The organism is Paraburkholderia caffeinilytica (assembly GCF_003368325.1).
GTDB classification, from domain to species: Bacteria; Pseudomonadota; Gammaproteobacteria; order Burkholderiales; family Burkholderiaceae; genus Paraburkholderia; species Paraburkholderia caffeinilytica.
Window position 1 is genome coordinate 3,134,949 of sequence record NZ_CP031466.1, and the last position, 21,326, is coordinate 3,156,274.

General features: G+C 60.9%; 14 protein-coding genes. 5 read left to right on the top strand and 9 right to left on the bottom strand.

All coding sequences use genetic code 11. From position 1 onward, the window contains the following. Nucleotides 1–41: 41 nt before the first annotated feature. From prpC to acnA, 4 genes are all read left to right on the top strand, one after another. Nucleotides 42–1,229: a bifunctional 2-methylcitrate synthase/citrate synthase gene (gene prpC, locus DSC91_RS13840; protein WP_115779046.1), complete on the top strand. Its 1,188-nt coding sequence runs from the start codon at nt 42–44 to the stop codon at nt 1,227–1,229. Nucleotides 1,230–1,334: 105 nt separating this feature from the next. Next, nucleotides 1,335–1,832 (top strand): hypothetical protein, encoded by a 498-nt coding sequence (locus DSC91_RS13845; RefSeq protein ID WP_115779048.1) that lies wholly within the window; start codon nt 1,335–1,337, stop codon nt 1,830–1,832. Nucleotides 1,833–1,857: 25 nt separating this feature from the next. Next, nucleotides 1,858–3,309, top strand: a complete 1,452-nt coding sequence (locus DSC91_RS13850; RefSeq protein WP_115779050.1) for a bifunctional 2-methylcitrate dehydratase/aconitate hydratase — start codon at nt 1,858–1,860, stop codon at nt 3,307–3,309. Between the two features lie 45 nt (nt 3,310–3,354). Continuing rightward, the gene (acnA, locus tag DSC91_RS13855) at nt 3,355–6,072 is read left to right on the top strand and encodes an aconitate hydratase AcnA (protein WP_115779052.1); all 2,718 of its coding nucleotides are present in this window, start codon (nt 3,355–3,357) and stop codon (nt 6,070–6,072) included. 119 nt (nt 6,073–6,191) lie between these two features. Here the strand turns inward: acnA and DSC91_RS13860 are convergent, their stop codons facing one another. The 8 genes from DSC91_RS13860 to DSC91_RS13895 form a co-directional block, all read right to left on the bottom strand. Further along, nucleotides 6,192–7,160: a hypothetical protein gene (locus tag DSC91_RS13860; protein WP_115779054.1), complete on the bottom strand. Its 969-nt coding sequence runs from the start codon at nt 7,158–7,160 to the stop codon at nt 6,192–6,194. Then, nucleotides 7,157–8,692, bottom strand: a complete 1,536-nt coding sequence (locus DSC91_RS13865) for a sensor histidine kinase (RefSeq protein WP_162831393.1) — start codon at nt 8,690–8,692, stop codon at nt 7,157–7,159. Before DSC91_RS13865 ends, DSC91_RS13860 begins: the two co-directional genes overlap by 4 nt. A gap of 155 nt (nt 8,693–8,847) precedes the next feature. Further along, on the bottom strand, nt 8,848–9,483 hold the full coding sequence (locus tag DSC91_RS13870; RefSeq protein WP_115779058.1) for a response regulator transcription factor: 636 nt from the start codon (nt 9,481–9,483) through the stop codon (nt 8,848–8,850). A 172-nt stretch (nt 9,484–9,655) separates the two neighbouring features. Beyond that, nucleotides 9,656–10,699: an OmpA family protein gene (locus DSC91_RS13875; protein WP_115779060.1), complete on the bottom strand. Its 1,044-nt coding sequence runs from the start codon at nt 10,697–10,699 to the stop codon at nt 9,656–9,658. A gap of 149 nt (nt 10,700–10,848) precedes the next feature. Further along, the gene (locus DSC91_RS13880; RefSeq protein ID WP_115779062.1) at nt 10,849–11,688 is read right to left on the bottom strand and encodes an ABC transporter permease; all 840 of its coding nucleotides are present in this window, start codon (nt 11,686–11,688) and stop codon (nt 10,849–10,851) included. 24 nt (nt 11,689–11,712) lie between these two features. Beyond that, nucleotides 11,713–12,990 carry an ABC transporter permease gene (locus DSC91_RS13885; RefSeq protein WP_115779064.1) on the bottom strand — a complete coding sequence of 426 codons (1,278 nt, stop codon included), beginning with the start codon at nt 12,988–12,990 and terminating at the stop codon, nt 11,713–11,715. Between the two features lie 236 nt (nt 12,991–13,226). Then, the gene (locus DSC91_RS13890; RefSeq protein WP_115779066.1) at nt 13,227–14,276 is read right to left on the bottom strand and encodes an ABC transporter substrate-binding protein; all 1,050 of its coding nucleotides are present in this window, start codon (nt 14,274–14,276) and stop codon (nt 13,227–13,229) included. 153 nt (nt 14,277–14,429) lie between these two features. Beyond that, nucleotides 14,430–15,527 carry an ABC transporter ATP-binding protein gene (locus DSC91_RS13895; protein ID WP_115779068.1) on the bottom strand — a complete coding sequence of 366 codons (1,098 nt, stop codon included), beginning with the start codon at nt 15,525–15,527 and terminating at the stop codon, nt 14,430–14,432. A 130-nt stretch (nt 15,528–15,657) separates the two neighbouring features. Between DSC91_RS13895 and pdxR the strand changes: the two genes are divergently transcribed. Continuing rightward, entirely contained in the window at nt 15,658–17,211 is a 1,554-nt protein-coding gene (gene pdxR, locus DSC91_RS13900; RefSeq protein ID WP_115779070.1) for a MocR-like pyridoxine biosynthesis transcription factor PdxR, read from the top strand. 114 nt (nt 17,212–17,325) lie between these two features. Here pdxR and DSC91_RS13905 read toward each other — a convergent pair whose 3' ends face one another. Next, nucleotides 17,326–21,132 (bottom strand): DUF748 domain-containing protein, encoded by a 3,807-nt coding sequence (locus DSC91_RS13905; protein WP_115779072.1) that lies wholly within the window; start codon nt 21,130–21,132, stop codon nt 17,326–17,328. Nucleotides 21,133–21,326: the final 194 nt, after the last annotated feature.

Below are 21,326 nucleotides of genomic sequence, written 5' to 3' on the forward strand. Positions count from 1 at the left end.
CGAGCAGAAGTAATGAGCAGGCACAAGGGAGATTGCGGGACATGAGCGAGACGACGCAAACCGCCGGTGCACAAGGCGAGAACGAATCTAAAAGCGCCTTCAAACCGAAGAAATCCGTCGCCCTGTCCGGCGTGACGGCCGGCAACACCGCACTCTGCACCGTCGGCAAGACCGGCAACGATCTGCACTACCGCGGCTACGACATTCTCGACATCGCGACCACATGCGAATTCGAAGAGATCGCGTATCTGCTGGTCCACGAAAAGCTGCCGACGCAGGCCGAACTCACCGCCTACAAGACGAAGCTCAAGGCCTTGCGCGGCCTGCCCGCGAACGTCAAAGCCGCGCTGGAATGGATTCCGGCCGCAGCTCACCCGATGGACGTGATGCGCACCGGCGTGTCGGTGCTCGGCACGGTGCTGCCGGAGAAGGACGACCACAACCTGCCGGGCGCACGCGACATCGCCGACAAGCTGATGGCTTCGCTCGGTTCGATGCTGCTGTACTGGTACCACTACTCGCACAACGGCAAGCGCATCGAAGTCGAAACCGACGACGACTCGATCGGCGGCCACTTCCTGCATCTGCTGCATGGCGTGGAGCCGTCGAAGGCGTGGGTCGATGCGATGCATGTGTCGCTGAACCTGTACGCCGAGCACGAATTCAACGCCTCGACGTTCACCGGCCGCGTGATCGCGGGCACGGGATCGGACATCTACTCGGCGATCACCGGTGCGATCGGTGCGCTGCGCGGCCCGAAGCACGGCGGCGCCAACGAAGTCGCATTCGAGATCCAGTCGCGCTATCAGACGCCGGATGAAGCGGAAGCCGATATCCGCAGGCGCGTCGAAAACAAGGAAGTGGTGATCGGTTTCGGTCACCCGGTGTACACGATTTCGGACCCGCGCAACAAGGTCATCAAGGAAGTCGCGAAGAAGCTCTCGAAGGAAGCGGGCAACCTGAAACTGTTCAACATCGCCGAGCGACTTGAAACAGTGATGGCAGATGTGAAAAAGATGTTTCCAAATCTCGACTGGTTCAGCGCGGTTTCGTATCACATGATGGGTGTGCCGACGGCGATGTTCACGCCGCTGTTCGTGATCTCCCGCACGGCAGGCTGGAGTGCGCACATCATCGAGCAACGGATCGACAACAAGATCATCCGTCCGAGCGCGAATTACACCGGTCCCGAGAATTTGAAGTACGTGCCGCTAAATAGGAGAAAATAGCGGTCGCTGTGCGCTTTCAGAGCGCGTGCAGTTCAACCCTCGCGGTTGCCAGGACCGGTAGCCCGCGTACTGTTCAACTGAAACTAGATAGAAAGGTTCTCCTCCATGAATAAGCTGTTGATTGCCGCCGTAATCGGCGCTTTGTCCACGACGATGCTGACCGTTGCGACGGACGCCGCTGCACAAACCACCACCGCGCCGGCTGCCAAGGCTGTGCCGAAGAAGCCGCAACCGAAGCGCCTGATCAAGCGCAAGCCGAATCCGGCCAAGGAAGCGAAGGTCGATCCGGTACCGGAAGGCTCGGAAAAGTGGTCGTGCAACGAAGGTCTGGCATTCGACCTGAAGGGCGACATGAAGCGTGACCAGATCGTCACGGTTCACTGGGCGAACAAAAACTACAATCTGCCGCGCGAAGCGACCACCACGGGCGCAGACCGTTTCCACGATGCAGCAACGGGTATGGACCTGGTCGTGATCCCGACGAAGGCGATGTTGTTCTCGGATAAGGACAGCTCGCGTCTGGCCGACGAGTGCAAGACGGCAGCCATGCAGCAAGGCGCACCGGCTCCGACGCAATCGAACGCGATCAACAAAACCAACTAATCCGTTACATCAGGAAAGCAACCCGATGTCCGCTCCGATTTCCAACGTGCGACCCGACCCGGACCCAGTCCTGGTCGATATCGTCGATTACGTCCTGGATTTCCCGATCGACAGCACGCCCGCGCTGGACACCGCGCGTAACTGCCTGCTCGACACGCTCGGTTGCGGACTCGAGGCGCTCACCTACCCGGCCTGCACCAAGCTGATGGGACCAATCGTGCCGGGCACGATCGTCCCCAACGGCGCGAAGGTGCCGGGCACGTCGTTCCAGCTGGACCCGGTTCAGGCCGCCTTCAACATCGGCGCAATGATCCGCTGGCTGGACTTCAACGACACCTGGCTTGCAGCGGAATGGGGCCATCCGTCGGATAACCTCGGCGGAATCCTGGCAACAGCCGACTGGCTCTCGCGCAGCGCCATCGCGGCGGGCAAACAGCCGCTGACGATGAAAGACGTGTTGATCGCCATGATCAAGGCGCACGAAATTCAAGGCTGCATCGCGCTCGAGAATTCGTTCAACAAAGTCGGGCTCGATCATGTGCTGCTGGTGAAGCTGGCGTCGACCGCCGTGGTCGGCCAACTGATCGGTTTGACGCGCGATGAGCTGATCAACGCGGTTTCGCAGGCGTTTGTCGATGGACACGCGCTGCGCACGTATCGTCACGCGCCGAATACCGGCTCGCGCAAATCGTGGGCCGCGGGTGACGCGACGTCGCGCGCCGTGCGGCTCGCGCTGATCGCGAAGACTGGCGAGATGGGCTATCCGTCGGTGCTGAGTGCGAAGACGTGGGGCTTTTACGACGTGCTGTTCAAAGGCAATGCGTTCAAATTCCAGCGTCCGTACGGCTCGTACGTGATGGAAAACGTGCTGTTCAAGATCTCGTTTCCCGCCGAGTTCCACGCCCAGACGGCGGTGGAAGCGGCGATGACGCTGCATGCGCAACTCAACGCTGCAGGCAAGCGCGTCGAGGACATCAAAAAGATCACGATCCGCACTCACGAAGCCGCGATCCGCATCATCGACAAGAAAGGCCCGCTGAACAATCCGGCCGACCGCGATCATTGCATTCAGTACATGATCGCCGTGCCGTTGATCCGTGGTCGCCTGACGGCCGCGGACTATGAAGATTCGATCGCGCAGGACGCGCGTATCGATGTGCTGCGCGCCAGAATGGAATGTGTCGAAGACGCGCAGTTCACGAAGGATTACCACGATCCGGAGAAGCGTTCGATCGCCAATGCACTGACGATCGAATTCAACGATGGGTCGACGTTCGACGAAGTTGTAGTCGAATACCCGATCGGTCATAAGCGTCGTCGCGAAGACGGGATTCCGTTGCTGGTCGAGAAGTTCAAGACCAACCTCGCGCGCCGCTTTCCGGTCAAGCAACAACTGGCGATTCTCGACGTGTCGCTCGATCAGGCAAGGCTCGAAGCCATGCCGGTCAATGAATACGTCGATCTTTACGTCATCTAGTTAAGTCAAGTACTGTAGTTCCGCGATCAAACCAAGGAAAACACCATGGCCCACAACCTCCACAAAACGCTCAAGGAATTCGACAGCGGTTCCGGCAAAGGCAAGTTCTACTCCCTGCCGCAACTCGGCAAGGCACTGAACATCAAGATCGACCGCCTGCCGGTTTCGATCCGTATCGTGCTGGAATCGGTGCTGCGTAACTACGACGGCAAGAAGATCGCCGAAGAACACATCGAGCAACTCGCGAACTGGAAGCCGACCGCAGCGCGCGTCGACGAAATCCCGTTCGTCGTGTCGCGCGTCGTGCTGCAAGACTTCACCGGCGTGCCGCTGCTCGCCGACATCGCTGCGATGCGCGGTGTCGCACAGCGCGTCGGCAAGAACCCGAAGTCGATCGAACCGCTGGTCCCGGTTGATCTGGTGGTCGACCACTCGGTGCAGATCGATCACTTCCGTGAAAAGAATGCGCTCGACCTGAACATGAAACTGGAATTCCAGCGCAACAACGAGCGCTACCAGTTCATGAAGTGGGGCATGCAGGCATTCGACACGTTCAAGGTCGTGCCGCCGGGCGTGGGTATCGTTCACCAGGTGAACCTGGAATACCTCGCACGCGGCGTGCACAAGAAGGCCGAAGGCGCTGACACGGTGTACTACCCGGATTCGCTGGTCGGCACCGACAGCCACACCACCATGATCAACGGTATCGGTGTGGTGGGCTGGGGCGTGGGCGGTATCGAAGCTGAAGCCGGCATGCTCGGCCAGCCGGTGTACTTCCTGACGCCGGACGTGGTGGGCGTCGAACTGAAGGGCAAGCTGCGCGAAGGCCTGACGGCGACCGACCTGGTCCTGACCGTGACCGAACTGCTGCGCAAGGAAAAGGTTGTCGGCAAGTTCGTCGAGTTCTTCGGCGAAGGCACGAAGTCGCTGTCGCTGCCGGATCGCGCAACGATCGGCAACATGGCGCCGGAATACGGCGCAACCATGGGCTTCTTCCCGGTCGACGAAAAAACCATCGACTACTTCAAGGGCACGGGCCGCACCGACGCGGAAATCTCCGCCTTCGAAAACTACTTCAAGGCGCAGGGTCTGTTCGGTATTCCGAAGGCTGGCCAGATCGACTACACCAAGGTCGTCACGCTGGACCTCGGCACGGTGACGCCGTCGCTGGCAGGTCCGAAGCGCCCGCAAGACCGCATCGAAATCGGTCACGTGAAATCGACCTTCAGCGACCTGTTCTCGAAGCCGGTAGCGGAAAACGGCTTTGCGAAGAAGTCGGAAGACCTCGAAGCGCAATACACGACGAGCAACGGCGTCGACGTGAAGAACGGCGACATCCTGATCGCTGCCATCACGTCGTGCACGAACACGTCGAACCCGAGCGTGCTGCTGGCTGCCGGTCTGCTGGCGAAGAAGGCCGTGGAAGCCGGCCTGACGGTCGCTCCGCACATCAAGACCTCGCTGGCGCCGGGATCGCGCATCGTCACGGAATACCTGACGAAGACCGACTTGATGAAGTACCTCGACAAGCTCGGTTTCACGCTGGCCGCTTACGGTTGCACGACCTGTATCGGTAACGCGGGCGACCTGACGCCGGAACTGAACGAAGCGATCACGAAGAACGACATCGTCGCGGCAGCGGTTCTGTCGGGCAACCGTAACTTCGAAGCGCGTATTCACCCGAACATCCGCGCGAACTTCCTGGCCTCGCCGCCGCTGGTTGTGGCTTACGCGATCGCCGGCAACATCACGCGCGACCTGATGACCGAACCGGTCGGCAAGGGCAAGGGCGGCAAGGACATCTACCTGGGCGACATCTGGCCGACCAGCGAAGAAGTCAACGACCTGCTCAAGTTCGCGCTGGACGCAGACGCGTTCCGCAAGAACTACTCGTCGCTGACCAAGAAGGGCGATCTGTGGAGCAAGATCGAAGGCGAAGAAGGTCAAGTCTACGACTGGCCGACGTCGACCTACATCGCTGAGCCGCCGTTCTTCGGCAAGGACTTCTCGATGCAGCCGGCAGACAGCATCGCCGCCGTGAAGAACGCGCGCGCGCTGGGCATCTTCGGTGACTCGGTCACGACCGACCACATCAGCCCGGCTGGCTCGATCAAGGAAGACTCGCCGGCAGGCAAGTGGCTGAAGGCAAACGGCGTGCAGAAGGCCGACTTCAACAGCTACGGCTCGCGCCGCGGCAACCACGACGTGATGATGCGCGGCACGTTCGCGAACGTCCGGATCAAGAACCTGATGATCCCGGCGAAGGCAGACGGCACGCGCGTGGAAGGCGGCCTGACGATTCACCAGCCGAGCGGCGAACAGGAGTCGATCTATGACGCAGCGATGAAGTACATCGATGCCGGCACACCGACCGTCGTGTTTGCAGGTGAAGAGTACGGTACGGGTTCGTCGCGTGACTGGGCTGCGAAGGGTACGCAACTGCTGGGCGTGAAGGCTGTGGTCGCACGCAGCTTCGAGCGGATCCACCGTTCGAACCTGGTCGGCATGGGCGTGTTGCCGCTGCAATTCAAGGGCTCGGATAGCGTGCAATCGCTCGGCATCACCGGCGAAGAAACGTTCGACGTCGAAGGCCTGGGCGACGACTTCAAGCCGCAACAGGAAGTGACGCTGGTGATTCGCGGCAAGGACGGCAAGGAGAAGCGCGTGCAGGTTCTGCTGCGTATCGATACGCCGATCGAAGTCGACTACTACAAGCACGGCGGCATTCTGCCGTTCGTGCTGCGTTCGCTGCTGGCTGCTTAAGGTATTCGCTTACGCATGCAGTAACTGCGCGCTGTTTTGCAGGGGCTGCGTCCTGTGGAGGGCGCAGCCGACTTTGGAAGCCCGGCTTTTGGCCGGGCTTTTTTTATGGCTCGTTGTTTTTACTGTTTGCCGCGGTCGAGCTGGAACGCGTCCGGGTTGTCGGTGATCCGGCGTTGAGTCATGCGGGCGTTCCAGTCGGTATCCACTGGCACCGCAGCACGCGTTGTGACGTGGCTGCGCAGCGGCTGTGCTGACCAGTCGAGCCACGACGACGCCCGACCCACTGTGTCGTCTTCGACCGATCGACGGACGCCGTTCCATTCCGGTTGTTGCGATACGGAGGGACGGTTGACAGCGCGAGCCGTACGGCTCAACTCAAGCCGTTTGGCGACCTGTTGCTGGGTCGTGAGCGCGGTCGCGGGCTTCCGTTCCGCTTTTGCCACCTGGCCACTGGATTCATGCCTCATTGCCCGTGCCGCCTGCTGCTGCGACACATAGGGCGATTGCTGCACACGCGGGCCTGAAGGCGCCCTCAAGGCGTTGGAATCGCCGCCCTTTATGCGGGGCGACATCGTGGGCACAGCATCGCCCGCCTTGGAAGACGTCTGGGCAACAACTGCCGCGGTAACCACCGCGGTGGACTTCACCGGAGTTGCCGATAACGGCGCGCTTGCGATCGAAGGGACGCTAATCGCCGATGCCGGCTCTCGCATCGCGCACGTGGCCAGCAACCAGGCCAAAGCAATGCTCCCGCCGACGAAAATCGCCGCGCCGCATACCCGATCCGAACGGGAAGAGCGCGCGCCTGTCTTGCGCGTCTCAAGATCGATATAGTGCTTTGCCTCAGCCATCGCCGCATCGAAACGATGGGAATCCACGCGTCGCGGCGGAGACTTGTACAGCAAGATATGCTTCACGCCCGGAGGAATCCTGCTCTGAACCGCCGGATTCGCGATACGTCGTATCGCGTCTTGCATCGCCTGTTTCGCGGCGCGTCGTTTCGAACCGAAAGGAGGCGGCACATCGTCAAACGGCCACAGCTTCGGCAGCGCCAAATCGCCTTGAATCAAGGCCTGCGGTTGATTCATCGTATTACGCTCCCGCGTGGGTCGATCGCCGCGTCGAGTTGCATGGCCAAGGTCCTCGTACGCTCAGCGAGCGTATCGATTGTGTCGGCATCATGTTCCGTCGGCGCGACGCTCGCGCGCTGCAGTGCCCCCATTAGACTGTGCGCGCCGACCAGACCGACTGCTCCGCTCAATCGGTGAAGCACGGAATAGAGGCCGTCGCTGTAGTGTTGGTGGCTCACATCGGTTAGGCGTACAAGGTCATCATCAATGGAATTGCGCCAGCCGGCCAGAAACGTGCGCAGATCGACGCCCTCTTCAAACAGTGCGTCAAGATAGCCGCGCTCGAAGGGTTCAGGAGGAAGACCGGGCGGAGCTTCTTGCGATTGCGCCACCATGGCTGAAGGCGGCTGCGAGCGACGAGCCGGTTCTGACACCGGTTCCCATTGCTCTACGGCGAACGGCGCGCTAAAGCTCGCGTGGATGTCACAGTCCGAACCACTCGACATTAAAAATTCGCCTTGCATGCGCTGCGCAATTGTTCGGCATAGCGCCATGCCGGCGTCGGCGCCGCCCGGCGACTGATTCGCAAACGGGTCATTGCCGCTCGACTCGGAAAGTTGCAGTTGAGCCGTGCGTGCGGCTCCCAAACCACTATCCCTCACGCTAATAACAATGCGCTGCGAACCGGCATTCAACGGCTCCGACCGCACGTCGACCGCAATCTCCTGATGCACGCCAAACTGGATTGAGCGGCTCAGCATATGGAAGACCATCTGGCCAAGCCGTGCCCTATCGACGAGAACGCTCGTGGCCACCGTTGGATCGACGCTTAACTTCACACGCACGCCTTGCTGCGCGGCGCCCGTCGACAACAGCGCGACGACGCCATGCACGAGATCACGCAGATTCGTCACGCTTTCGTCGAGAACAACACTGCGCGATTGCACAGGTGAGGCATCCAGCAGATCGTGAAGCGTTTGGGACCACGTGCGCAGTGCGGATTCGACCGCCGCCAGTTGCGTGCGCTGTGCGGGCAACATAGACACCGTTTCAATCGATTCAATCATGCCCGTCACGGCGATGACGGGTGCCTCCACGAAACGGCTCATTGCGCCCGGCAGCGTGAGCGACTCACGAAGCAAGGCGGCGCCAGCCTCAGCGGACGCTGCAGCATGTGATGCGCGCCCCACGGTTTGCGTCGAGTCGAGACCGCGTGCCCAATCGTCGTCAGTACGATGTGGTGTCTCTGAGGTGCTCGTCAGCACACCGCGAAATAGGCATGCGTTGCCTAGTGCGACGATTGCGGGAGCCGCGATCGCCAAAAACCATGTCTGCCATGCATCGGCGGCGGCAGCACGTATGTTGCTCCCCGGTTGGCCGCCGGCAGTGCAGCCCTCGCCGTCGGCATATGCGGACGGCACGCTGGCACCCGTTTCAGCCAGCAATCGGGCGCTACACGCCGACCCGCTGAGTTGCTCCATCGCATCACGCGCGGGACGCGCGGCGGCGGGACGCAAATCGTCGGGCAAAGGTGCGGCGTTGGCGCGCATTGAGATCACGCACAGCAGCACAAACGCAAAGAGACAACCCAACACCGTCGCAAAGCGTATTGAAGCGGCCCCCGCACTATGGGAGAAACGCGACGCGCGACGAGGTGTGTCCACCGAAGAACCAAGCAAGCCCAAGAATTTCATAACCCGCAAACCTAGTCGATCAGCCGGTGCAATGAAGCGAACTCAATCAGGGCAGCCAGTGACGACAGCCCAAGCTTCTCCTGAATTCGGCTCTTGTATGTGCTTACCGTCTTGTCGCTCATGAACAACGCGTCGCCGATGGCTTTGTTCGACATGCCTTTGGAGAGCATCTGCAGAATCACAAGCTCCTTGTCTGATAAGAGCGTGAGCTTGTCTTCTTCACTGCCTGAACCGGCGCTATGGATCATACCGGCACCGCCAACCGTCACGGGAAACACCGTATAACCCGCAAGCACGGCCTCGACACCGCGCATGATTTCTTTTATTTCCTGCGCCTTGCCGACAAACCCATGCACACCGGCACGCATCACTCGTGGGGCGAACGTAGCCGGATCCTGGCCAGACAGCACCAGCACACGAATCGACGGATGGGCCAGCTTGAGACGTGGAATCACGTCGAGCCCACTAATGCGCGGAATGTCGAGATCGAGTATTGCAAGTTTTGGCGCGTGCTGCCGGGCCAATTCGACGGCGATTTGCCCATTGTCAGCTTCGATCACTTCCTCGATACCGAGCAATTGCATGAGTTGCGTTTTTATAACTAGTCGAAATGCAGGATGATCGTCGATAATCAGGATGGTAGACATTTTCTATTCCTTATGAAAACTCTCTTTGTCCTATCGACACCGAGTCACGGTGGAAGACTAAAGGGAGTAAAGATTAATGGGCGTGGAACAGGACCGGGACATAGCCGAACCAGCAGATAGCGGGCGTGGCGGCATACCTTGCTGCCTATCGCCACTTTTTCAATGCAACTGGCTAAGGCGCAACACTCACAAATTCAATCTCGACGCGGCGGTTCGGCGCAAGGCAGCGCACCAGTTCGTCATGCTTCGTCTGCTTGCAGCTGACCAATTGATCAGCGTCGCCTCGCCCCTGCACGGTGATCGGCAATGCCACTCCGCGTGCGCTCAGGTACTGTTTGACGGTCTGCGCACGGCGCAAGGACAGATTCTGATTGTGGGCACCACTGCCGAGCAAATCAGTGTAGCCAGCGATGTTTAGCTCGCGAATATTGCGAACCTGTCTGAGCCCGGTCGCGACGGCATCGAGTTGGGACTTGCCGGCAGGCAGCATCGCTGCCTCGTCGCCACCATCGAAACGGAATAGAGCGTCCGCACGCAGCGTGATCTTTTGCGGCACAGACGCCACAACCGGTTCCGGTCTCGCCGGTGAGCATTGCAATGCCGTTTCTGCCGATTTCCGCAGGTTTTCCTGGATCGTTGGTAGGCGCTTTTCCGCGCCTGAGAAATTCCGCGCCCACGCGTCGTGCCCGGCCTGCATCAATTCGACTTCGGCGCATGCCAGCGGTTTTTGCGCGTCGGGGCATCTGGCGACGGCGGGATCAGCCTTGATTGCATTGACAATCTTCCACAGATCGGGCCGCACTGTTGACACCGTGCGCAACGCCGGATTGGCTGCGGATAGTGGCGTGCCATTTTCAAGACCCATTGTGATCATGGCGGCCTGGCCGATCGCTTCTTCAACGAAGCCCCAGTGATCATTGGTTTGCTGACCGGCATCGATCCAGCATTGGGCCTTCGCGTGGAAATAGCTGTTCTTGTCGCCCGGCAATTGATCGAGCCGCTGTTGCAACGATGCGAGCGCGGTGCGGCCGCTGACGATCGACGCGTAGGTGTCCACCCATTGCCGATTCGCCGCGCCGGCTGCGTCGTCCTGTGAGGCACCGACGCCCGTTTTCAACACGGTGGCATCTTCGATGCCAAGCCGTTCACGCGCGGCGTGGTCCGCGCAGCCCGACAAGGCCAGCGCGAACGCAAGTACCGTTAGTTGGAGTTTCATTGACTTCCTGCGTCGAACGCATCTTCTTTGAGAAGATTCCGAGTATGAAGAGACGCGTACGAGCAGGGAATGGGAACATTCTTAGAATGTCACCAGAAACTTGCGATGGCGACATTCGTATTGCATAACGGGTGTCATACCGTTCAGACTCAGCTCCTCACCGCGCGAGCCGCATTTCTCCCCCGCAGCCATTCGAGCGCTAACAACAGGCAGGTGGAAAACACGATCAGAATCGTTGCCAGCGCCGCAATGGTCGGGCTGATGTTCTCGCGGATACCTGTAAACATTTGTCGCGGCAATGTCGTCTGATCCGCGCCCGCGAGGAACAGCGTCACGACCACTTCATCGAACGAGGTTGCAAACGCGAACAGCGCCCCCGAAATCACCCCCGGCGCAATTACCGGCAATGTGATACGGAAAAACGTCTTCACGGGATTCGCTCCCAGCGACAAACTGGCACGCACCAGGTTGTAGTTGAAGCCCTGCAACGTCGCCACCACCGTCGTCACGACAAACGGCACGCCAAGCGACGCATGCGCCAGAATCAGCCCGATGTAGGTATTGGCCAGCCCCAACGGCGCAAAGAACAGATACATGCCGACGCCGACCACCACCACCGGCACGATCATCGGCGAAATCAGAATCGCCATCAGCATCGCCTTGCCGCGGAAGTTCGCTTTGGTCAGCCCGATAGCGGCCAACGTCCCGAGCACGGTTGCAACCACAGTCGCGGACGGCGCCACGATAAAACTATTTTTCGCCGCCATGCGCCACTCATCGGACGCAACCAGATTCTGATACCAGCGCAGCGACCAGCCCGGAATCGGATACACCAGAAACGTGCTGGACGAAAATGACAACGGCACGATCGCCAGCACCGGCAAAATCAGATACAGCAGTGTCAATACCGCAAGTGCACGCAGCGCGAAATACCACATGCGCTCGACCAACGACGTGTGCGGTGCGAACAAGGGCTTGGCAAGTTTCATCGCGAATAAGCTCCGTTCAGGCAATCAGCCAAGGCTTAGTGACGAGCGCGTGAAGCGCCCGTAGATGACGTACAGCACGAGTGTCGCGGCGAGCAGCAAACCGCCGAGCGCACACGCCATGCCCCAGTTGATCGTCACGTTAGTGAAATACGCGACGTAGTAGCTGACCATCTGGTCACCCGGTCCGCCGAGCAATGCCGGCGTGATGTAGTAGCCGATAGCCAGAATGAACACGAGCAGTGCGCCCGCACCGACGCCCGGATAGGTCTGCGGCACATACACGCGCCAGAACGCAGCGAACGGATGGCTGCCGAGCGAAATCGCGGCGCGCTGATACGTCGGTGGGATCGATTTCATCACGCTGTATAGCGGCAGGATCATGAACGGCAGCAGAATGTGCGTCATGGAGATGTACACGCCGGTGCGATTGAACAGCAGCGCGAGGGGATCGTGCAACAGGCCACTCGCGATCAGTGCCTTGTTCACCAGGCCTTCGCTCTGCAGAATCACAATCCATGCGGCGACGCGCACGAGAATCGACGTCCAGAACGGAATCAGTACGAGAATCATCACCAGATTCGCGCGACGATCGGACAGCGTCGATATCCAGTAGGCGAGCGGATAGCCGAGCAGCAGCGCAAACAATGTCACGGCAGCGCCGATCACAAATGTGCGGCTGAATACAGCAAGATAGATCTGCTGGTCGGGGTCGGTCGGAATAATGTGGCCGAATGCGTCCTGCTTATGGTCCAACGAAGCCAGTAGATAGAACGCCGAGTACGCGCCTGAATTTTTTGCAATCGCCTGCCAGTAGGTGACGTTGTTCCAGCGCTCGTCGAGTTCGACGAACTTCGCGTGAACCTGCGCAGGCGTGAGATTCAATGGCTTGCTGTTGTCGTCGGCGAACGGCATTGCATGCGCCGATTTCGCCACCAGCGAGCGGTAGCCGGGAATTTCGACGTTCAGGCGGCGCGCCAGCGCACCCATGCCGTCGCTATCGGCAACCGCCGTGAGGTCCACGGCCAATGCGGCATACGCTGCATCGGGAGGCGGCGTCTTGCGGTCCCAACCGCGCAATGCAGTGAGCGTATGCGGCAAGGCGCTAGCCACTTCCGGATTCTGCGCGGCGCGCGTCAGCAGCGCACCGATCGGCACCACGAAAATCAGCAGCAGAAAAATGGCGAGCGGGGCAATCAGCAGCAGCGCCATCGCGCGCTTCTTCGCTTCCGCGGCCTTCAGTTCCCGCTTGAGCCGAATACTCGACTCAGGCGTCGAATCGCCGGCGATCGTCATCGTAGTCACACCCGTCTCCTATCCCACACAACTCGCATGTCGATCCCGAATGGGCGCCTTAGCTGCCGACCAGAGATCGCGTGTCGGCTGGCGTTAGCGCTTTAGCGCTTACGCCAGCCCCATGGCACGTTACTCCGGCCCCACGCATCCGGCCATTCGTATACTTCGCGAGGACATGCGTTTCATTGCATCGAGACAGCGCGGCTTCGGTAGCAGGCAAGCCGCGCTGTCTCGCGCCTAGCTCGTTACTTCGAAGCCCACGAAGAAAAACGTTGCTCGAGTTCATCGCCATGATCGGTCCAGAACGCGAGATTCTGCAGCACTGCGTTCTTGCCATTGGCCGGCGAGTTCGGCAGATTCGCGAGCGTCTTCGGATCGAGCGCCTTGATGGCTGCCACGTTCACCGGGCCATACGCGATGTTGTGCGCGTAGTCTTGCTGCGGCTTCGACGAAATCGAATAGGCGATGTACTTCTCGGCCAGCGCCTTGTTCGGCGTACCCTTCGGAATTGCCCAGTAATCGAGGTCGTAAATGCTGCCGTTCCACACGACCTTGAGGTTCTTGCCTTCCTTCTGCGCGGCGTCGATACGGCCGTTGTACGCCGTGGACATCACCACGTCACCCGCGACGAGGAATTGCGGCGGCTGCGCGCCCGCTTCCCACCACTGGATATTCGGCTTCAGTTCGTCGAGCTTCTTGAACGCGCGGTCCTGACCTTCCTTGGTGGCGAGCACCTTGTAGACGTCCTTCGGCGGCACGCCGTCGGCCATCAGCGCGAATTCGAGGTTGTAGCGCGCGCCCTTGCGCATCGCGCGCTTGCCTGGGAATTTCTTCACGTCCCAGAAATCGGCCCAGCCGGTCGGCGCGGTTTTCAGCTTGTCGGCGTTGTACGCCAATGCCGTCGACCACACGAAGAAGCCCACGCCGCAGGTTTGCGGCGCCTCAGGAATCAGGTCGGACTTCTTACCGATCTTCGACCAGTCGAGTTTCTCGTACAGCCCTTCGTCACAGCCACGGCCGATGTCGCCCGACTCGACTTCCACCACGTCCCAGTTCACATGCTTCGCTTCGACCATGGCTTTCACCTTGGCCTGCTCACCGTTGTATTCGACGGCGGTCACTTTGTTACTGGTTTGCGTTTCGAACGGCTGGTTGAATGCGACCTTTTGCGCGTCGCCATTCGCGCCGCCGAAATTGACGACGGTCAGTTCAGCTGCGTTGACCTGCGCGGCGCCCAGCGCGAGCGCCACAGCACCGACAGCGATGGCGCAGCGCGATTTCCCGATCTTGCTCATGGTGTGTTGCTCTCCTTTGGTGGTGTGCTTCAAGCTAAGTACAGTGCGACTTGTTATGTGCTGCGTACGTGAACTACCCTTCTTTCCCGCGTTGAACGACCCGCGCCTCACAGGGGCCGTACTTCCCGTCTCCGCCGAGACCCGGAGGAGACCTCACGCCCCTGCAAACACCCGCAGATGCTCAGGTGCAAACTCCAGCGCAACCGGTGCGCCAGGCGCGAAAGCTTCGAGCGCGTCGGTGCCGAGCGGCACCTTGACGAAGCACTCGTCCTGTTCCGGCAGGCCGCAGCGCATGCGCACGTGGTCGCCGAAATAGATCAGCCCGCGCGCCTCGCCGCTCAGTGCATTGGCGCCCTGCCGCGACACGCCGTTGGCAAGCTTCATGCGCTCGGGACGGATGCAAGCAACCGCCGGCGTACCCGCCCTCGCACCGCCGATATTGCGTCCCGTGAGGCGTGTGCCGTCAATCAGATGAAACTCGCAGTACTCGCCGTCGACGTTTGCGATCGTGCCGCGCAACTTGTTGCTGTCGCCGATGAAGTTCGCGACGAACTCGTTGCACGGCGATTCGTACAGACGGTCCACCGTATCGAGTTGCTGCACGATGCCTTTGTCGAAGACGGCAACGCGGTCGGACATGGTGAGCGCCTCGCCCTGATCGTGCGTGACGTACACGAAGGTGACGCCCAGCTTCTCGTGCAATGATTTAAGCTCGTACTGCATGTGTTCGCGCAACTGCTTGTCGAGTGCGCCGAGCGGCTCGTCCATCAGCACGAGCTTCGGCTCGAACACCAGCGCGCGCGCCAATGCGATACGTTGCTGCTGACCACCGGAAAGCTGCGCCGGATACCGCTTGGCGAAGCTCTCCATGCGCACCATCTTCAAGGCGTTATTCGTGCGATGCGCCCGTTCCTCGGCCGACAGTTTGCGCACCGTGAGCGGATACGCCACGTTCTGCTCGACCGTCAGATGCGGGAACAGCGCGTAGTTCTGAAACACCATGCCGATGTTACGTTTGTGCGGCGGCACAGTATTGAGCAGCGTGCCATCGAGCCAGATTTCTCCACCTGTGGGGAATTCAAAACCCGCCAGCATCATCAGACATGTGGTTTTCCCTGACCCGGACGGTCCGAGCAGCGTCAGGAATTCGCCCTGATAGATATCCAGATCGAGCTGTTTGACGACCAGCGTTTCGCCGTCGTACGTCTTGCGCACACCTCGAAAGCTGACGATCACGTCATCGGTTTTCATCGCACTAGTCTCCTCTGCGGTCCGGCTGGCTTCCGCTGCAAAGCAGCAGGATTGCATTAATTGCGTGGCTCACTATAGTCCCTTACGGTTCTACAATATGGAACCATTTCATTATTCCGGATAGAACCACTTGGACACCGTGATCTTGTCGGATTGGCTTGCGGCGCGGCTCGACCGCGCCGCCGCCGAACCGGTCTACAGGCAGACGTTACGGCTGATGCAGCAGGCCATCCTGACCGGCCAGCTGCCGCCCGGCACCAAGCTGCCGAGCTCGCGCACGCTCGCCGAAGACCTCGGCATCGCGCGCAATACGGTGCTGCACGTCTACGATCAGCTGACCGCCGAAGGCTATGTGATCTCCACCACCGGCAGCGGCACCTATGTCGCCGACACTCGGCCGGACACGGCGGCGGTGAATGCGCGCAAGAAGCCGGTACTGGCGAGCAGCGATGCAGACGCTGCCAATCAGGCCGCCGAGCCCGCCAAGCCGCCCAAACGCGATCTCGGCGACCTCTCCGCGCGCGGACGGAGGCTGATCGATCAGGCCGGCGTATCCGCCAAACAGTGGGGCGCGTTCATGCCGGGCGTGCCCGACGTCGCCGAATTTCCGGCGCGCACCTGGAGCCGCCTGCAGGCAAGACTCTGGAAGGAAGCCAATCCCGATCTGCTGACGTATGCGCCGGGCGGCGGTTATCGTCCGCTAAGGCGCGCGCTTTCCGATTACCTGCGCGTCGCGCGTTCGGTGAATTGCACGCCCGATCAGATCATCATCACGACGGGCATTCATCAGTCGATCGATCTGGCCGTACGTTTATTGACCGACGTTGGCGACCGCGCGTGGGTCGAAGAACCCTGTTACTGGGGCGCGCGCAGCGTGCTGCAATCGTCGGGGATCACGCTGGTACCCGTGCCGGTTGACGACGAAGGCCTCAACCCGCGCGAGCAGGATCTGCAACAGCCGCCGCGGTTGGCGCTCGTCACGCCGTCGCATCAATATCCGCTCGGCATGGTGATGAGTCTCGCGCGCCGCCGCACGCTGCTCGAGTACGCACGCCAGCACAACGTGTGGATCATCGAGGACGACTACGACAGCGAGTTCCGCTACGGGAGCCGTCCTCTAGCATCGCTGCAAGGGCTCGACGACGCCGGCCAGGTGATCTACGTGGGCAGCCTGGGGAAGATGCTGTTTCCAGGTTTGCGGATCGGCTACATGATCGCGCCGGAGCATCTGGTGGATACGTTCCGCACGGGCGTTGCGGAGTTGTATCGCGAGGGACAGTTGATGCAGCAGGCGGTGATGACCGACTTCATCATGGACGGCCATCTCACGTCGCATGTTCGCCGTATGCGCGCGCTCTACGGCGAGCGCCGGCAGATTCTGATCGACGCGATCACCGCGCGTTTCGGCAACGAACTCCCGGTAATGGGCGACGAAGCCGGCCTGCATCTGGTGCTCGGCCTGCCCGACCATGCGAACGATCGCGCAGTCACCGCGGCCGCTTACGATGCCGGCGTCATCGTGCGTCCGCTCGCCGCTTACTACAGCAGCGAGACGCCCGCACGGCGCGGATTGTTGCTGGGGTACGCCTGCGTACCGAACGAAAAGATCGGCCCGGCGTTCGACACGCTCGCGCGGGTAATCGAGCAGACGGCGTTGAAGAAAAAGCCGACGCGCGCCGCTTGATTGCACGCCGCAGTTGCTCTGGCGGGCAAATAGCGGCGTGCGTCCACGATGCAAGACGTCACATCGCGTCCCGAAGGCTAGGCGACGACTACGAACCGGCTCGCATGCACCGCGTCACTTCAAGCCGAAGTCCACGCGCGTCGTCGCGCCCTTGTCCTTGATGCCGTCCGCGTCCAGCTTCGGCGCAACGATAAACACGCGGCTGCTGTCGATCTTGCCTTCGAAATACTGCTGCACGGCTTGCGCGCGTTGCTGGGCGAGATCACGCAGGCTGGCGTCGGTAATGGGAGCGTTGGCGGCCAGCGCGCTCTTCATCTCGTCGTCCGGGAGGCTCTTGGTCAAGCCGACAAAATTGCGTGGCTTCTTGAAGTCGCCCGCCTTGTAGGCCTTGGTCAAGTACTTGTCGTACTCCTTGGGATCCACGGTGACGGTTGACAGATCGACGCTCTCGCCATTGCCCACCACATCTTTGATCTTCTGCTGCTTGACCTGGCGTTCGACGTATTGCGCGCGCAGGCCCGGTTCATCGATCGCCGGGTCGACGCGGCCGATCAGATCGATACGGATCGAGCTCTTGTCAGCCAACGCTTTCACGATAGTGTCGAGCTTCTTGTCCGCAGCGTCGGACAGTTTCGCCGACCCCGGCTCGAACTCGACGTAGCCCAATTCCTCGCCATTGCCGCCGAATGCATTGGCGATCAGCGAGAACGGCGCGGTCACGGCTTTCTGCAGCAGATTGAGCACCGCATGCCAGATCAGGCCGCCAATACTGAACTCCGGATTCGACAACGAACCCGACACCGGCAGATTCACGTCGATTTCACCACGCGAATTTTTCAGCAGCGAGATCGCGAGGCGCACCGGCAGCTTGGTTGCCGTATCGTTCTCGACGTGATCGCCGAACGTAAGCTGATCGATGAAAATGTGGTTGTTCGCGTTCAACTGATCGTTATCGAGCTGGTAGTGCAGATCGACGTTCAGCTTGCCCTTGGTGATCGGATAGCCGGCATATTTCGCCGAATACGGCGTGAGGTTGGTGAGTTCGATATCGTGCGCGCTCGCCGTCAAATCGAGCGCCGGTTTCGCGATCAGCGGATTGACCGTACCGCGAATCGACAGCGGACCATTGGCTGCCAGCTTCGCGGCGATGTCCACCGGCGCAGGCGTGGTCGATTGCGTGCCGAACGCGCCGACCGTGCCTTGAATACCGACCAGGTTCGCTGTGAAGTTCGGCTTGATGAAGTTGTCGGTATAGGTCACGCGGCCCTGTTGCAACACCAGTTGGCCGAAGTGCAGTTTGACGGGGCTTTGCGGCGGCGTGGCGGCCGTAACTATGGCCGGCGTGGCCGGAGTTGCCGACGAGGCCGGTACCGGCGCGGACGCCACCTCGGGCGACGACGCAGCTTGCGGCGTCAACGGTATCGGCTCGTGAGCGCCGCTTTTGTCGCGTGTCAGCGATTGCGCGGCGCCGCTTTCATGCGCCACCACGTCCTTGAGATTCAGCTTGCCTTGCGCGTCGAGCAGCACACGCCCATAGAACTTCGTGAACGTCACGCGACCCGCATCGACCACCGTGCCGCGTTCGTCGTAGTCGGCTTTCAGGTCGGTCAGCGCGAGCGAACCCCATCCTGCGAACGGGTCGGACGTTGCCTTGTCGAGCATGCGCACGTCGACCAGCGCCACGTCGCCACGGTACGCCGCTTTGAGCGCCTTCGCCTGACTCAGCGCGAGATCGCCGTTCGCGTTGAGCAACGCGCTCGCGATCAACGCATTCAGCTTGCCGCCGAAGTACGGTTCGAAGGCCGCCGCATCCAGGCGGTTCGCATTCACCTTGACAGCCACCTTGAGCGGCGTCGCCGTGACATTGCCTTTTATGCCGAGGGTGCCTTTCTTGTTGAGCGTGGCCTGCAGATCGATCGGCAGCGGTTTGCTCAGATCGTCGCTGATCTGCTGCACCTTGATTTGCAATGGCGTCACGCTCAGCTTCACCGGCTGCGGCGTGGTGTTGTCGGTGAAATTGGCCGTTGCATCTTTCAGGTTGAGTTCGCCGATCTTGTAGTGCCACGCGGGCCCTTCCGCCTCCGCCTTCTTCACCGCGTGGATCGCCGTGCGCTGCTGTTCGGCCTGATGGGGACCGGCGAGCGCGGCGAGGTCGATGCTGCCGTCTTTCAGGCGCTGCGCATCGACCATCAGGCCGGTCGTATCGACGCTGGTGATATCGGCGGTGCGCCCGGCGACGTCCACCTGCTTGACCGTCACCTGGCCCTGCGCGAGCGAGACCACCGGCGTCTTGCCGCCGCGCGTGGCGAGTTTGAGCGACTGCAGATCGAGTTGGGTGTCGGTGACCATCACAGCGGCCGGCGACTTCGACCAGTTCGCACCGACGTTCGCGCTGGCGGACAGCGCGCCATCCACCACCTGCGCGGCGGTCGCGGTGTCGAGATACGGTTGCAGCAGCGGCAACTTCAACGACTTCAGATCGAGCTTCGAACTGGCCGTCTTGGCGACGAGGCCGACCGCACCCGCTGCGCCGAGCGAGCCGCCCCCGTCCTTGAAGTCGGTGTTCAGCGTGTAGTGTGCGGGCGCCGTGGCGAGCGTCGAAAAATCGGTCAGCGTGACAGCCAGTTTTTGCAGGCCCACGTCGACCGGTCGCGAGGCGGCTTCATCGTGAACGTTCACGGTACCGTCGTTGAGTGCGAAACGCTTGATCGACAGGTCCAGAGGTTGCGCGGTCTTGTCCGCGGCGCTTGCGCCGGACGCCTCGACTGGCGCGCTTGCAGCTTTTTTGGCCGTCGTAGCCGTAGCCGCGGACGCCGCGACTGCCGGCGCCGCTCCAGAAGCCGCCGCAGCAGGCGCAGGCGCGAACATCCGCTCGACACTCAACACGCCGTCTTTATCGCGCGCAAGATTGGCGCTCGGCGCGTCGATGCGGATCTCGTCGAAGTGATACAGGCTCTTCAGCGGCTCGAGCGTCGCGGCAGCCACGTGCACCGCGTGCGCTGCGAAGAACGGCGCCTTGCTCTGATCGCGCACGTCCACGTCGTTCAGATCGACGGTGCCCGCCACGCGCAACGAAGGTGTGTCGTTGGACTCCACGAAGTTGAGTTTGAGATCGGTGGACAGTTTGCCGCTCTGCACCACCACGGGCAGCTTGGTCGGCACATAGGACAGGAGCTGCGGCACGTCGAGCCCATCGAAGCGCAGCGACACTTCCGATTCGCGCGACGCGGCGAATGGCTTGGTCCTGCCGTCAATCGCAAGCGGACTGCCGTCGATACGCGCACGCAGCAACGGCTCGACGAAGATGTCGGTTTTCGACGGCAGCGTAGCGATGAACGGAACGCCGAGCTTCCATTGATCGATCACATGCGTTGCGCCGAGCAATTTGTCGTCGAACGTAATCTGACCGTTTTCGAGGCGAATGTTCGACACCGAGAACAGCGCCGGCTTGCTGTTGGGCTTGGCCGGTTGCTTCGAGAATTTATCGATCAGGTCGGTGAAGTTGAAGCGCTGCGCATCGTAGCGAACGATATGAAAGCGTGGCGAATCGAGTTGCACTTCATCGACGATCGGTGCGCCGCGAAACAGCGAGGTCCATGACGGCTTCACGATGAGCCGCGAAATATCGACAAAGTCGCCCGCGCCGCCACGCTCGCCGATATGCACGCGATCGGCTTCGAGCTTGAGCGTGTACGGATTGAGCGCGATGCGGCCGATCGTGGCAGGCCGGTCGAGCTGTTGGCTAAGTTGCTGCTCGGCGATGTGGCGAATCAACGGCGGCGCCGCGAAAAAGCCCAGCAGACCGAACAATACGAGGAAGATCAGCAGACCCGTGAGGACACGCCGGGTGCGGCGTGACTGCGCGACATCGCGCACGGTCTGCATGGAAGAGGCGATTGATGCTTTATTGAGGCTTGCCATGCTCGGTCTTGGGTAATGCGGCGGCAAGCCCGCCGCGAAACGAAAATCCCGCAAGCGGCAGTATAAGTGGTGAATCTTACGCGGGATATATATGTAAGCCGTGGCTTACACATTGTTGCACGCTGGAGCGCCGCAGGTCCGCCGGCGCGAAGCGGCGGACGCGGGCTGATTGATGAGTCAGTCATACCTTGCTG

What these genes read in the sequence shown, in the direction of transcription:
- DSC91_RS13865 (WP_162831393.1), bottom strand. Translation starts at nt 8,692, where the DNA reads ATGCGCGCCAACGCCGCACCTTTGCCCGACGATTTGCGTCCCGCCGCC.
- prpC (WP_115779046.1), top strand. Translation starts at nt 42, where the DNA reads ATGAGCGAGACGACGCAAACCGCCGGTGCACAAGGCGAGAACGAATCT.
- DSC91_RS13905 (WP_115779072.1), bottom strand. Translation starts at nt 21,132, where the DNA reads ATGGCAAGCCTCAATAAAGCATCAATCGCCTCTTCCATGCAGACCGTG.
- DSC91_RS13870 (WP_115779058.1), bottom strand. Translation starts at nt 9,483, where the DNA reads ATGTCTACCATCCTGATTATCGACGATCATCCTGCATTTCGACTAGTT.
- DSC91_RS13850 (WP_115779050.1), top strand. Translation starts at nt 1,858, where the DNA reads ATGTCCGCTCCGATTTCCAACGTGCGACCCGACCCGGACCCAGTCCTG.
- DSC91_RS13875 (WP_115779060.1), bottom strand. Translation starts at nt 10,699, where the DNA reads ATGAAACTCCAACTAACGGTACTTGCGTTCGCGCTGGCCTTGTCGGGC.
- DSC91_RS13860 (WP_115779054.1), bottom strand. Translation starts at nt 7,160, where the DNA reads ATGAATCAACCGCAGGCCTTGATTCAAGGCGATTTGGCGCTGCCGAAG.
- DSC91_RS13895 (WP_115779068.1), bottom strand. Translation starts at nt 15,527, where the DNA reads ATGAAAACCGATGACGTGATCGTCAGCTTTCGAGGTGTGCGCAAGACG.
- DSC91_RS13890 (WP_115779066.1), bottom strand. Translation starts at nt 14,276, where the DNA reads ATGAGCAAGATCGGGAAATCGCGCTGCGCCATCGCTGTCGGTGCTGTG.
- DSC91_RS13880 (WP_115779062.1), bottom strand. Translation starts at nt 11,688, where the DNA reads ATGAAACTTGCCAAGCCCTTGTTCGCACCGCACACGTCGTTGGTCGAG.
- DSC91_RS13845 (WP_115779048.1), top strand. Translation starts at nt 1,335, where the DNA reads ATGAATAAGCTGTTGATTGCCGCCGTAATCGGCGCTTTGTCCACGACG.
- acnA (WP_115779052.1), top strand. Translation starts at nt 3,355, where the DNA reads ATGGCCCACAACCTCCACAAAACGCTCAAGGAATTCGACAGCGGTTCC.